11 protein-coding genes are annotated in these 13,576 nt (G+C 68.5%); 5 read left to right on the top strand and 6 right to left on the bottom strand.

Annotated elements, in window-relative coordinates; translation table 11 throughout:
• The first annotated feature begins 66 nt into the window (after nt 1–66).
• Nucleotides 67–1,050, top strand: coding sequence for a hypothetical protein (locus tag JRI60_RS39440; RefSeq protein ID WP_204221168.1), 984 nt, complete (start codon nt 67–69; stop codon nt 1,048–1,050).
• Here the strand turns inward: JRI60_RS39440 and hemH are convergent.
• From hemH to JRI60_RS39470, 6 genes are all read right to left on the bottom strand, one after another.
• A complete protein-coding gene (hemH, locus tag JRI60_RS39445; protein WP_204221169.1) occupies nt 995–2,083 on the bottom strand; it encodes a ferrochelatase in 1,089 nt (362 codons plus the stop codon). The two genes, JRI60_RS39440 and hemH, sit on opposite strands and share 56 nt — an antisense overlap.
• Before the next feature lie 3 nt (nt 2,084–2,086).
• Nucleotides 2,087–2,470, bottom strand: coding sequence for a Co2+/Mg2+ efflux protein ApaG (apaG, locus tag JRI60_RS39450; protein ID WP_204221170.1), 384 nt, complete (start codon nt 2,468–2,470; stop codon nt 2,087–2,089).
• Between the two features lie 60 nt (nt 2,471–2,530).
• Nucleotides 2,531–3,511: a TerC family protein gene (locus JRI60_RS39455; protein ID WP_204221171.1), complete on the bottom strand. Its 981-nt coding sequence runs from the start codon at nt 3,509–3,511 to the stop codon at nt 2,531–2,533.
• A 103-nt stretch (nt 3,512–3,614) separates the two neighbouring features.
• On the bottom strand, nt 3,615–5,753 hold the full coding sequence (gene glgX / locus JRI60_RS39460) for a glycogen debranching protein GlgX (RefSeq protein ID WP_204221172.1): 2,139 nt from the start codon (nt 5,751–5,753) through the stop codon (nt 3,615–3,617).
• Nucleotides 5,750–8,797, bottom strand: coding sequence for a malto-oligosyltrehalose synthase (gene treY, locus JRI60_RS39465; RefSeq protein ID WP_239470000.1), 3,048 nt, complete (start codon nt 8,795–8,797; stop codon nt 5,750–5,752). The genes glgX and treY overlap by 4 nt, the downstream gene beginning before the upstream one ends.
• Before the next feature lie 210 nt (nt 8,798–9,007).
• Nucleotides 9,008–9,343, bottom strand: a complete 336-nt coding sequence (locus tag JRI60_RS39470) for an SWIB/MDM2 domain-containing protein (RefSeq protein ID WP_204221174.1) — start codon at nt 9,341–9,343, stop codon at nt 9,008–9,010.
• A gap of 199 nt (nt 9,344–9,542) precedes the next feature.
• Between JRI60_RS39470 and JRI60_RS39475 the strand changes: the two genes are divergently transcribed.
• The 4 genes from JRI60_RS39475 to JRI60_RS39490 all read left to right on the top strand — a co-directional run bounded on the left by JRI60_RS39475 (nt 9,543) and on the right by JRI60_RS39490 (nt 13,563).
• The gene (locus tag JRI60_RS39475; protein ID WP_204229291.1) at nt 9,543–10,523 is read left to right on the top strand and encodes an NAD-dependent epimerase/dehydratase family protein; all 981 of its coding nucleotides are present in this window, start codon (nt 9,543–9,545) and stop codon (nt 10,521–10,523) included.
• Between the two features lie 57 nt (nt 10,524–10,580).
• Nucleotides 10,581–11,006 (top strand): hypothetical protein, encoded by a 426-nt coding sequence (locus JRI60_RS39480; RefSeq protein WP_204221175.1) that lies wholly within the window; start codon nt 10,581–10,583, stop codon nt 11,004–11,006.
• A gap of 258 nt (nt 11,007–11,264) precedes the next feature.
• Nucleotides 11,265–11,930, top strand: coding sequence for an HAD family hydrolase (locus JRI60_RS39485; protein WP_204221176.1), 666 nt, complete (start codon nt 11,265–11,267; stop codon nt 11,928–11,930).
• Between the two features lie 19 nt (nt 11,931–11,949).
• Complete coding sequence (locus JRI60_RS39490) at nt 11,950–13,563, top strand: lactate racemase domain-containing protein (RefSeq protein ID WP_204221177.1); 1,614 nt, start codon at nt 11,950–11,952, stop codon at nt 13,561–13,563.
• The last annotated feature ends 13 nt before the right edge of the window (nt 13,564–13,576 follow it).

The raw sequence follows: 13,576 nt of genomic DNA on the forward strand, positions 1-13,576 counted from the left end.
CACTGCCGTAGACTCCAGGACACCGCGAAGCGCAAGTCCCTGCTTCCCTACCCCAGGAGTCTCTTCGTGAACCGGCGCCTCACCGGCCTGCTCGCCGCTCTCTGCCTCACCTCCGCCTGCAAGGAGGATCCTGTCGGCAAGATGGAGCCCATCGCCGCCACCCCCGAGATGGCCGCCAACGTGCTCAAGGCCCGGCAGGCCGAGAAGAAGCCAGCCCCCGCGCCCGAGCCGCCGCCAGATCCCTCCAAGGTGACGCTGCGCTGGAAGCTCGACGCCCCCATCGCCTTCCGTCTCACCACCACCTCCGAATCCGCGCCTTCGGCCGCCAAGGACAAGAAGGGCCAGGACTCCGAGTCTGCGGCCGCCTCGGGTGAGGCGTCCTCCATCTTCGTCCTCGAGAAGACCGGCTCCGGCGACTACGCCTTCCGCATCGTCCCGCAGGGCGAGGGCGGCGAGGCCGAGCAGGGCACCATGAGCGAGCGTGGCTTCGTGCTGGATGGGCTCGCCGGGCCGCTGCGCAACACGGCGGTGCTGGTGCTGGAGCTGCCGAGGGATCCGGTGGGCAAGGACTCCACCTGGGCGCTCGGCGCGGATCTGGTGGATCTGGGCGCCGTGACCAACTTCGTGGAGAAGAAGGCCGAGCGGAAGAACCAGGTGAAGCTCACCTCGCTCGCCCCCGCGGAGAACGGCGAGCAGGTGGCGACGCTCGAGTACGACCTCTCCGAGTCCCTCTCCGGTCAGCTCCGTCCGCAACCCCCGGCCCGCAAGCCGAAGGAAGCGCCCGGGAAGAAGGCCGCGGGCGGGCACGACGACCACGCGGACGAGGCCGCTCAGGCCCCGACGGCCCAGGCCGCCTCCGCCGAGGTGCGGATGACGGGCCGGGGCGAGTTCCTCGTGAAGGCGGGCCGCTGGCGCTCGTGGGAGGGCACCCTCACCACGCACGTGGAGGGCACCACCCTGCCCGGCACGGCCAACGGCGAGCGCACGCTGCGCCTCACCCCGGTCGATCCGGTACCGCCGGAGCTGCTGCAGCCGCAGGCGAAGAAGTAGCCGCGGCCTCCGACTCGCGGACGAGCCGCACCACGGCGTCCGCCCAGGCGGGGTCCGCGTTGAGCGAGGGGACGAGGGTGAGCGACTCGCCCCCGCTCGCGAGGAACTGGTCGCGCCCGCGCAGGGCCACCTCCTCCAGCGTCTCCAGGCAGTCGGAGACGAAGGCCGGGCACATCACGGCGAGGCGCTTCACCCCGCGCGCGGCCAGCTCCGGCAGCACGAAGTCCGTGTACGGCTTCACCCACGGCGTGCGCCCCAGGCGGGACTGGAAGGACACGCTCCACCCCTGGGGCTCCAACCCCAACCGCTTCGCCAGCTCCCGCGCCGTGGCGAAACACTGGGCCCGGTAGCAGTGGCGGTTCGCGTCGGTGATGGCGTCGCAGCACCCGCCCGAGGCCAGGCAGTGCCGCCCCGAGGCATCCGTCCGGCGGACATGGCGCTCGGGCACCCCGTGGAAGCTGAAGAGGACGTGGTCCGCCCGTGCCTCGGTGATGACGGGGCGCGCCACCCGCGCGAAGGCATCCAGGAAGGCCGGGTGGTCGTAGAAGGCCGGCACGGCGCGCACGTTGGGCACGTCCCACGGCTCGGACAGCACCTCGTAGGTGCGCGCCAGCGAGGAGCCCGAGGAGGACGGCGCCTCCTGCGGGTAGAGGGGCATCACGGTGAAGTCACTCACCCCCCGTGCCCGGAGCCGCGCCACCGCGTCCGGCAGGGACGGGTTGCCGTAGCGCATGGCCAGCTCCACCTCGTACTCGCCGGCCAGCCGCTCGGCCACGGCCTCCGCCAGGCCCCGCGAGTACACCATCAGCGGCGAGCCCCGCTCCGTCCAGATGGTGCGGTAGGCGTGCGCGCTCTTCGGCGAGCGGAAGGGCAGGATGATGAGGTTGAGGAGGAACCAGCGCCCCACCGGGTGGATGTCCAACACGCGCGGGTCGCTGAGGAACTCCCGCAGGTAGCGGCGCACGGCGCCGGTTTCAGGAGCATCCGGCGTCCCCAGGTTGACCAGCAGCAGGCCCTTGCGCGTGGAGCTCATGGCCTAGTGCAGCGCGTGGGGTTGCGTGAGGGCGAACTCGCCGATGCGGGCCTCGAACTGACGGCCGTCCGCCCGCTCCATCGTGTAGGTGCCACGCATGGAGCCGAACGGCGTGCGCAGCTGCGCCCAGCTCGTGTACTCGAAGCGCTCGCCGGGACCCAGCCGGGGCTGCTTGCCCACGACGCCCTCGCCCCTCACCTCCTCTATCTTCCCGGTCGCGTCGGTGATGATCCAATGGCGGCTGCGCAGCTGCGCGGGCTCTCCGCCCTCGTTGAGGATCTCCACCGTGTACATGAACGCGTACTGGTGGGATTCGGGGGCACTCCGCTCCGGCCAGTAGGCGGGCTTCACGGTGATGCGGATGCCTTCAGTGGTGGTGGACGACATGCCCCACAATTGGCTGGCTCGCCGCCCGGACGCAAGCCAAACGAACCAGCCCGCGGGGGCTCAGGGGTTGGCGCCTTCCCGGTCCCGCCGCTGCTGCTCCAGTTGCGCGGGCACCTCCGGCTTGGGCCAGATGAGCGAGGCCACGATGGAGGCCACCAGGATGCCTCCGATGATGCCCAGCGACAGCCCGATGGGGACGTGGATGTCGAAGAAGACGATGAGCATCTTCGTGCCCACGAAGCCGAGGATGGCGGCCAGGCCCACCTTGAGCAGGTGGAACTTCTCCATGAGGCTCGCCACCACGAAGAAGAGCGAGCGCAGGCCCAGGATGGCGCACACGTTGGACGTGTAGACGATGAAGGGGTCCTGGCTGATGCCCAGCACGGCGGGGATGGAGTCCAGGGCGAAGAGCAGGTCCGTGGCCTCCACCACCATGAGCACCAGGAACAGGGGCGTCACCTTGCGCCGGCCGTCCTCGATGGTGAAGAAGTTGCTGCCCTCGCCCTGCCGGGCCACCGGCAGCATGCGCCGGGACAGCTTCACGATGAAGGTCTGCTCGGGGTCCGCGGCATCGTCGTCGTCCTTGGAGAAGGCCATCTTCGCCGCGGTGAAGACGAGGAAGGCGCCGAAGAGGTAGAGCAGCCAGTGGAAGCGCTGGACGAGCGCGGTGCCAGCCAGGATGAGCACGGCGCGCATGATGAACGCGCCCATGATGCCCCAGAAGAGCACCCGGTGCTGCACCTCCAGGGCCACCCGGAAGTAGGCGAACACCATGAGGAAGACGAAGAGGTTGTCGACCGAGAGCGCGTACTCGATGACGTAGGCCGTCACCCACTGCATGGACTGGGCGGTGGTCCAGTAGCCGAAGTACCAGAGGCCCCCGCAGAACAGCAGGCTGAGGACGATCCACACGATCGTCCACCCACCCGCCTCCTTGGGCGTCACCACGTGCTCCTTGCGATGGAAGAGGCCCAGATCCATGGCCAACATCGCCAGCACGAAGACGTTGAAGCCCACCCAGAGCGCGACTTGTATGTTCACGAGCGTGTTTCCCCGATGCGGCTGGAGACAGCCAACCCCCCCGTATAACGGGCGGGAGACCGGCAGTCGACATCCTTGAGAGTCCAAACTTCCGCCCGGGTGACTATTCCGTCGCCGGGCGGCGCAGGACCACCAGGGCCCGTCCGGCCACCATCACGGTGCCCCCCGCGGGCGTATGGGTGTGCAGGGACACGCGTGACTGTCCGGTGTCCGCCACCTCCTCCCAGTCCGCGCCCCACTCGATGGCCGGCAGGTGGAAGGTGATGGGCTCGTGGTGCACGTTCATCAGCACCAGGAGTGTGTCCCCGACGATGCGGTTGCCCTCGTCGTCCGGCGTGGCGATGGCATCGCCGCCCAGCAGGAAGCCGATGGAGGGCAGGTAGGGCTTCTCCCAGTCCTCCTTCTTCATCTCCTGCCCGTCCGGGCGGAACCAGGCCAGGTCCTTCAGCTTGCTGTCCCAGATGTGGGAGCCGCGGAAGAACTTGCGCTTGGTGAGCACCGGCTGCTCGCGGCGCAGCCGGCTCAGGGCGATGGTGAAGTCCAGCAGCTTGCGCTGGGAGTCGTTGAGGTTCCAGTCCACCCAGGACAGGGCGTTGTCCTGGCAGTAGGCGTTGTTGTTGCCGCGCTGGGTGCGGCCCATCTCGTCGCCGGCCAGCAGCATGGGCACGCCCTGGGACAGGAAGAGCGTGGCCAGGAAGTTGCGCTTCTGCTGCTCGCGCAGGGTGTTGACCACGGGGTCGGTCGTCTCGCCCTCCACGCCGCAGTTCCACGAGTGGTTGTCGTTGGCCCCGTCCCGGTTCTCCTCCAGGTTCGCCTCGTTGTGCTTCTGGCTGTAGGTGACGAGGTCGTGCAGGGTGAAGCCGTCGTGGGCGGTGATGAAGTTGACGCTCGCGGTGGGCTTGCGGCCGCTCAGCGCGTACAGGTCCGACGAGCCGGTGAGCCGGTAGCCGATCTCCGCCGCCTGCCGCTCATCGCCCTTCCAGTAGCGGCGGATGGTGTCGCGGTACTTGCCGTTCCACTCGCTCCACAGGACGGGGAAGTTGCCCACCTGGTAGCCGAAGTCGCCCACGTCCCAGGGCTCGGCGATGAGCTTCACCCGGCTGAGGACGGGGTCCTGGTGCACCATCTGGAAGAAGGCGGCGCGGGTGTCGTAGCCGTGCCTGTCGCGCCCCAGCGTGGTGGCCAGGTCGAAGCGGAAGCCGTCCACGTGCATCTCCTGCACCCAGTAGCGCAGCGAGTCCATGACGAGCCGGAGCGCGTACGGGTGGGTGGCGTTCCACGAGTTCCCGGTGCCGGTGAAGTCCTGGTAGTAGCGCGGATCCTTCTCCGACAACCGGTAGTAGGCGGAGTTGTCCAGGCCCTTGAAGGACAGGGTGGGCCCGAGGTGGTTGCCCTCGCAGGTGTGGTTGTAGACGACGTCGAGGATGACCTCGATGCCGGCGCGGTGGAACGCCTTCACCATGGACTTGAACTCGGCCACCTGGCCGCCGCGCGAGCCCGAGGAGCTGAAGCGCGCGTCCGGGGAGAAGTAGCCCAGGGTGCTGTAGCCCCAGTAGTTGGTGAGGCCCTTGTTGACGAGGAAGGGCTCGTCCACGTGGGAGTGGACGGGGAGCAGCTCCACGGCGGTGACGCCCAGCTTCTGCAGGTGCTCGAGGATGGCCGGGTGGGCCATGGCCGCGTAGGTGCCGCGCAGGTGCTCGGGGATGGCGGGGTGCAGCTTCGTGAGGCCCTTGACGTGGGCCTCGTAGATGAGCGTCCGGTTCCAGGCAACGGAGGGAGGGCTGTCCCCGTCCCAGTCGAAGTCATCGGTGAGCACCACGCCCTTGGGCACGCCGAGGGCGCTGTCACGGGTGTCGAAGCCGAGGTCCTGCTCCTCGTGCCCGGGCACGTAGGCGTACACGGGCGAGGAGAAGTCCACCTGCCCGTGCAGGGCACGGGCATAGGGGTCCACCAGCAGCTTGTGCGGGTTGAAGCGCAGGCCGCGCCGGGGCTCGTAGGCCCCATGGGCGCGCAGGCCATAGAGGGTGCCCGTCTGCAGCCCCGGGATGAAGCCGTGCCACACGTGCTGCGTCTGCTCCGGCAGCACGTAGCGGCGCAGCTCGCGCGAGGGGTCCTGCGAATCGAAGACGCACACCTCCATCTTCCGCGCATGCTCGCTGAAGACGGCGAAGTTGACTCCGTTACCAAGGTACGTGGCGCCCAGGGGATACGGCTTGCCCGGTAGCACCTCCGCCCGCTTCATCCATCACTCCTCTCCAACAACACCAGCGGGAAGCCCGCCAGCAGGGGAGCCAGGGGCAGCACCGCGCCACCCGCCTGACGACCCGGCCGGACCTCCTGCCCGGTGAACACGTCCCGGAACGTCATGCTCGCATAGGAACCGGGCAGCTCCAGCGACGTTTCTTCATACGCCCCCGCCAGGCCCCCGGAAGCAGCCAGGGCGGAGAGCGTATGGCGCGGTGCGGCGGCGATGACGACGGACTGTCCGTGTTCCCGGGCGAGGGCGATCGCCGCGTCCGCGCGCGGGCCCGCCAGGGTGAGCGCCCGGTACCCGCCATGCCGGAAGAGGGCCGCCTGGCGCTGGCGCAGGCGCAGACCCTCGGCCAGCACGAAGAGCTTGATGCGGCCATCGTCCATGTTCGCCGTCAGCCGGGTGCACAGCCCGGCCCGGTCCGCCTCCGCCTCGCGGTCCAGCGCCTCCAGCAGCCGGGCCCGCAGGGTGTAGTCCACCGGCCGGCGGTTGTCGGGGTCCACCAGGGACAGGTCCCACAGCTCGCAGCCCTGGTAGGTGTCCACCACCCCGGGCGAGGCCAGCTTCATCAGCTGCTGACCCAGTGCGTTGTGCTGCCCGGCCCGCTCGATGTGGCGCTTGAAGGAGCGGATGTCATCCAGGAAGGCGCGGCTGCTGGCCGGGTCCAGGCAGGACTCCACGAAGCGCGACACGGCCTCCTCGTAGGACGGATTGGTGTTGGTCCACGAGGTGCGGACCTTGGCCTCCTTGATGGCCTTGAGCATGTACTCGCGGACGCGGTCGCGGAACCGCGTGAGGGCCTCCCCGGAGAGGGAGGGGCCCATGGGCCAGGCGCCCACCACCGTCTGGTAGAAGAGGTACTCGTCATTGGGGCTGGGCGCGGGTCCCTCGGGCAGCGAGGCGCGGTGGGGCGCGGTGAGCTTCGACCAGCGAGCCACCCGCTGGCGCCACTCCTCGGGCACCTCCGAGAGGACGTTGATGCGCGCGCGCACGTCCTCGCTGCGCTTGGTGTCGTGCGTGCTGGTGGTGAGCATGCTCGCCGGCCAGTGCTCCGCGCGCTCCTGGTTGCGAGAGTGGAAGACGTCGTCGGTGGTGCCGAACTGCTCCGGCTCTCCCCCCACCTCGTTGAGGGAGACAAGCCGGTTGTAGACGTAGAAGACGGTGTCCTCCAGCCCCTTGGCCATGACGGGGCCCGTCACCTGCTGCACCTTCATGGCGAAGGCCAGCATCTCCGCCCGCTCGTGCGGCCCCAGGTGCTCCGGGTAGCGCCGCAGCAGCACGTCCCCCAGGAAGTCGAAGATGCTGGCGTTGAGGGTGGCGTTGCGCGCCTTGGCGTGCCGCAGCGTGTCCTGGATGTAGCGCACGTCGCGCTCGTCCAGCTCCGGCCGCCAGTCGTCCACGTAGGTGCGGTAGACGGGGAAGAGCGCGATGAACTCCGCCAGCGCCCGCCGCAGGCTGTTGAGGGTGAAGTCGCGCGAGCGCCGGTTCATCTCCGACACGCGGTTGAGCCGGTGGGCGAGCACGTTCAGCTCGCTCGACATGAAGTCGCGCAGGATGAGGCGCTTCTTCTCGTAGACCAGCTCCTCGAAGTCCACCGCTTTACCGATGAAGCGGTAGTACGTCTCCGTCAGCGACGCCTCGGCGTCCGGCCGCACGAAGATGCCCCCCACCGCGTTGGCGAAGCGGTACCCGGTGGTGCCGTGCACCGCCCAGCCCTCGGGGATGCGCTCGCGGCCCCCTTGAATCTTCTCCACCGCCACGAAGAGCGCCTTGCGCAGCGGCGAGTCCACGTGCGCCCCCGCCTCCGCCTGCCAGCGCTCGCGCAGCCGCCGCTCCACCTCCGGCCACTTCGCGGACAGCTCGCGATGCTCGGCGTCGAAGAGGGCCCTCGCCCGCTCCACGAAGTACTGCTCCTGCAGGTTGAGGAAATAGGCCGTCGGATCATAGAGCCCGTCCGGGTGGTCGATGCGCAACCCGGTGACGCAGCCCTGACGCAACCAGTCGAAGATGCGCTGGTGGGCCTCGGCGAACACGTCCGGGTCCTCCACCCGGATGGCGGCCAGCCCGTTGATGTCGAAGAAGCGACGGTAGTTGATCTCCTCCCCCGCCACGCGCCAGTCGGCCAGCCGGTAGCAGCACCCCTCCAGCAGCGCGTCCAGCTCGTCGAAGGAGCGCGGGTTGCCCGGGGTGCCGTTGAGGGCCCGCACGTTGGTCTCGATGTGCGCGGCCATCTCGGGGCTGGCCTCGGCCAGGGCGGCCAGGCGGCGCTTGATGACCTCCTTCTCGCGGTTGCGCTCGATGACCAGGGAGCGCTCGGTCTCCGTGCGCGCGGGCAGGTTGCGGATGGCGGTGAGGATGGAGTGCAGCTCCAGCAGGTGCGGATGCTCCGCCCCCAGCCGGCTCTCCAGCCCCTCCAGGTCGCGGCGCAGCACCCGCCCGTACTGCCCGGGGGCCACCGGGAGGACGCGGTCGTAGTAGTGGACCCGGAAGGCCCCGTCCTGGAAGCCCAGCCTCAGCTCGCCCCGCTCCAGCACCACCCCGTACTGATCCCCCAGCACCGGCAGGAGGACCTTGTCCTTCAGCTCGTCCTTCACCGGGCTCCAGTCGATGTCGAAGAAGCGCGCGAACAGGGACGAGGGGCCGTTCTCCAGCACGTCGAACCACAGCGGGTTGAAGGCGTCGATGCCCATGTGGTTGGGCACCACGTCCAGCACCTGCCCCAGCCCGTGCTCGCGCAGCGTGGCACAGAAGGCCGCGTGCTCCTCGGCCGAGCCCACCTCCGGGTTGAGCTGCTTGTGGTCCACGCAGTCATAGCCGTGGGTGCTGCCCGGGCTCGCCTTGAGGTAGGGCGAGCAGTAGATGTCCGTCAGCCCCAGCCGAGCCAGGTAGGGCACAATCTCCCGCGCGGCGGTGAAGGGAAAACCCTTGTGCAATTGAATGCGGTAGGTGGACAGCGGCGTGGCGCGGCCCAGCAGCTCCTCCCGCACGCGCCCGTACAGCGTCCCAGCCAGTGCATCCACGCTCGCCTGCCCCATCACCCCGTCTCCTGCCGACACAACCGTCCCCTCGAGTCGCATATGCATGCAGTCCTAGGGCCGACGGGCGCTCCTGACCACCACCGAGGCGCCGTTCCGCACGCTAGCCAACGCTCTTCCGACCGACCGCCCCCCTGAAATGCAGAGGGCTCGCCACATGTGCGGTGGCGAGCCCTCCAGGCCTTGCGGCCGATGAAGCCGGTGCCTGGCTCAGGTCAGGTTCTTGTTCACCAGCGCCGTCATCTCGAACATGGTGACGGACTTCTTCCCACCGAAGATGGGCTTGAGCTTGTCGTCGGCGTTGATCTGCCGCTTGTTCTTGGCGTCCTGGAGGTTGTTCTTCTTGATGTAGTCCCAGATCTTGCTGACGACCTGGGTGCGGGGCAGCGGCTTGTTGCCGACGATCTCCGCCAGAGCGGCGGACGGAGTCATCTCCTTCATGAACGCCGCGTTCGGCTTGCGCTTGCCAGCCGCGGACTTCTTGGCGGCGGGAGCCTTCTTCGCGGCGGGAGCCTTCTTCGCGGCGGTGGTCTTCTTGGCGGCCATTCTGTTCGGATCTCCTCCCCCTGATTCGAGTGTCCAGGGGCGTTGCACGGCTTGTTCACACCCTGAGCCGTCGAGCGCTCCTAGCACGCCCGAGGCCGAAAAACAGCCCTCCGCTGCATTTTTCCCTCTGAGGGCCGAGGGGAAAATAGTGGTTCTCCCTCGGAAGGGAAGAGTGTTTTCTCCGGGAAAGCACACCATGTTGAACACACTCATCACTGGCGCGAACGGTTTCCTGGGCTCCTGGCTGGTGCGCGCGCTCACCGCGCGGGGACATGTAGCGGCCTGTTTCATCCGTCCCGGAAGTGACGTGTCGAGTCTGATCGGGTTGGAGTACGAGAGGGTGGAGGGAGACGTGACGGACGCGGCCAGCCTGGCCCGCGCCGTCCAGGGACGGGACGTGGTCTTCCACCTGGCGGGCCTGCGCCGCGCCGCCACCCGAGAGGACTTCCTGCGCGTCAACGCCGAGGGGACACGGCTGTTGTGCGAGGCCCTGGTGGCCACCTCCGGGAAGAAGCCGCGGCTGGTGCTGGCCGGCTCGCTGGGTGCCTCGGGGCCCTCCACGAGGGAGCGGCCCCGGACAGAGGAGGACCCCCTGCAACCCGCGGAGTGGTACGGCGAGAGCAAGGCCGAGGCCGAGCGCATCGCCTTCTCGTACGCGGACCGGCTGCCGGTGACGGTGGTGCGCCCGCCGCGCATCGTGGGGCCGGGGGACCGGGAGAACCTCCTCATCTTCAAGCTGGTGTCGCGGGGCCTGCGGCTGGAGCTGGGCGGTGGCCCCCGGCCGCTGACCCTGGTGGACGTGGAGGACGTGGTGGACCTGCTGCTACTGCTGGCCGAGCGCGAGGAGGCCCTCGGCCAATCCTTCTTCGTAGGTCACCCCCAGCCCCTCACGCTGGAGGAGCTGCAGGACATCGCGGCCTCGGAGCTGGGGGTGAAAACGCGCACGGTGCGACTGTCGCCTGGTGTACTGACGGCGCTGGCGAGCGTGGCGGATGGGGTGACGCGGGTGACGGGCCGGCGCCTGCCCCTCAACCGGAAGTTCGCGCGGCAGCTGCTGGTGCCGGCCTGGACGTGCTCGAGCGCCAAGGCCGAGCGCCTGCTGGGCTTCCGCGCCACGAGGGACCCCGCCGACTCCATCCGCCGCAGCGCTCGCTGGTACAGGGAGCAGGGGTGGTTGTGAGCTGATGCGTCATCACAATCCGGGCGGTGCCACTCCAAATCTCTCAGGAGACATCGCATGCAGCCCACCCCCACACTCCCCATCGCCCCGCTTCCCACCCGAATCGTCCTCCCCAATCAGTTCGAGCTGGCTGGCAAGGGCATCTCGCTCAGCTTCTCGACCACCAGCATCACCGGCCAGCCCCTTCTGCATTACAAGGACGCCAGGCACGAGGTGAACGCGAGGGGAGATGAAATCCGCCAGGTGGAGACGGAGATCGGCACCCTGGTGACCATCACCCTGGAGCCCGACGCCGACGCGGGCGCGCTCCTCTTCACCGTGTTGATTCCCCGGGCACAGCTCCGGGACACCGCGAGCGAGGTGCGGATCACCACCGAGGGCGTGCTCACCCGCAGCCGCTTCCCCCGGCTCCCCGCCAACGCCCAGCTCCAGAAGTACAGCGTGGTCCCCCTCCGCGGCAGCGCCCACTTCATCGTGTCCTGAAAGCCGTCGCGAGCAGGTCGCCTCCTATCCCACACGAGAGGAGTGGAGGCGCCTGCCCCCGGAAGCGGAGCGCTGCGTCGGGCCCTCGGGCATCCAGGCAGCCAGCCCGAGCTGGCCCTTTTGCGGGAAATCAGCGGTTGCTCGACTGCCCCACGCGGTCGCCCCCGTCCCGCCTTCTCCGTCGCATTCGGCGAATTCAGCGTCCATTAGCGCGGTTGACACACGCCGGACTCCAATGTCAGGAAGCCCGCCTTGTCCATGCCCGCGAAAGCTGCCTTCTACGATGTCGACGGGACGCTGGTGAAGACCAACGTCGTCCACGTCTACGCCTATTACGCGATGAACCGGGGCTCGCTGCTGGGGACCCTCGGGAGGACCCTGTCCACCGCCGCCAGCGTGCCCCTCTTCGCGGCCATGGACGCGGTGAACCGCAAGGCCTTCAACGAGTTCTTCTACCGGTACTACGCCGGCCTCTCCGAGGACCGGCTCATCTCCATCGCCGAGGACATGTTCGAGGACGTGCTCAAGCCCGCCCTCTACGAGCAGACGCGTGACCTCATCGACCAGGCGCGCCGCGTCGGTTGCCGCATCGTGCTCGTCACCGGAGCGCTGGACTTCAGCATGCGCCCGCTGGCCCGCTACCTGGGCGCGGACGACATGATCGCCAACAAGATGCAGTTCGTTGGCGGCAAGGCCACCGGCAAGGTGATTCCCCCGATCATCGAGGGAGCGAACAAGGCCAACGCCATCCGCTCCTACTGCGTCCGCGAGGGCCTGGCGCTCGACCAGTGCCATGGCTACTCCGACAGCGCCTCCGACTACGCGATGCTGTCCGTCGTGGGACGGCCCACCGCCGTCAACCCGGACATGCGCCTGCGCTCCATCGCCCGGGCCTACAACTGGCCCATCCTCGACCTCAAGTAACGGAAAGCCCTCCTTCGACATGCGCCCGCTCAAGACGCTCCAGAAGCTCTACGACGAGGAAAGCCAGGTGGTCATCACCGAGAAGGGCAGCCCCCCGCGGGCGCTCTTCTCCGGGGAGAACTTCCTCCTGGAGAACCTGCCCGTGGGCACCCGGGTCATCTTCCCCCGGCCGCCCCTGGCCGGTGTGCCCAACGTGAAGGCCGCCATCCGCTGGGCCATCAACCACCCCGAGGGCATGGAGCCGCTGCACGCCCTGCTCCGCCCCGGCATGCGGCTCACCTGCGTCATCGACGACATCTCCGTCCCGCTGCCTCCCATGGCCACGCCGGACGTGCGCCAGTCCATCCTCGAGGTGGTGCTGGAGCTGTGCGCCGACTCGGGCGTGGACGACATCCACCTGATCATCGCCAACGCCCTGCACCGCCGCATGACGGAAGGCGAGATGCGGCGCATGGTGGGCCAGAAGATCTACGACGCCTACTACCCGGAGCGGTACTACAACCATGACGCCGAGGATCCGGACGGCATGGTGGAGCTGGAGCGCACCCCGTGCGGCTCGCACGTGGTGGCCGTCAACCGGCGCGTGGCCGAGAGCGACCTCGTCGTCTACGTCAACGTCAACTTCGTGCCCATGAACGGCGGACACAAGTCCATGGGCACCGGCGTGGCCAACTACGCGAGCCTCCGGGCGCACCACAACCCGAAGACGATCCGCGAGTCCAAGAGCTACATGGAGCCGGGCCACAGCGAGCTGTACCGGCGCAACGAGCGCATCGGCAAGGCGATCGACAAGCACCTCAAGGTGTTCCACATCGAGACGTCGCTGAACAACCGCATGTTCGGCCCGGGCGTGGACTTCCTCCACAAGAAGGAGGAGGACTACACCGAGGGCGACCGGCTGAAGTTCCACGCCATGCGGTACGCGCTGTCGAAGATGCCGCGCGCGGCGGCGCGCAAGGTGCTCAACTCCATCCCAGCGCCCTATGACGTGACGGGCGTGTTCGCCGGAGCCACCGAGCCCACCCACGCCAAGACGCTGGAGAAGAGCTGGCAGCAGTACGTGGTGCCGGTGCAGGGGCAGAGCGACATCGTCATCTTCCCCATCCCCTTCATCTCGCCCTACAGCGTCAACTCCATCCTCAATCCGCTGCTGGTGCAGGTGATGGGGCTGGGCTACTTCTTCAACCTCAACCGCGGCGTGCCGCTGGTGAAGAAGGGCGGCGTGCTCATCCTCACCCACCCGGCCTTCGACGAGTTCGATCCCGTCCAGCACCCCAGCTACATCGAGTTCTTCAACCGGGTGCTGCCCGAGACGCGCGACGCGGTGCAGATCGAACAGAAGTACGAGCGCGAGTTCGCCGAGAACCCCAGCTACGTGCACCTGTACCGCAAGGGCAATGCCTACCACGGCGTGCACCCGCTCTACATGTGGTACTGGGGCGAGAACGGCCGCCAGCACGTGGGCAAGGTCATCGTCGCGGGCGCGGAGAACAACCACGTCCCGGCCCTGCTCGGCTGGGACCGCACCGACACCCTCACCGAGGCCATCGAGGAGGCGCGCGGCTTCATGGGCCGCTCGGCCAGCATCAGCCTGCTGCGCATCGCCCCCACCGTCATGGTCGACGTGAAGTAAGCCCCCCGAGTCC

Origin of the sequence: Archangium violaceum, from assembly GCF_016887565.1 — a bacterium.
Classification (GTDB): Bacteria; Myxococcota; Myxococcia; order Myxococcales; family Myxococcaceae; genus Archangium; species Archangium violaceum_B.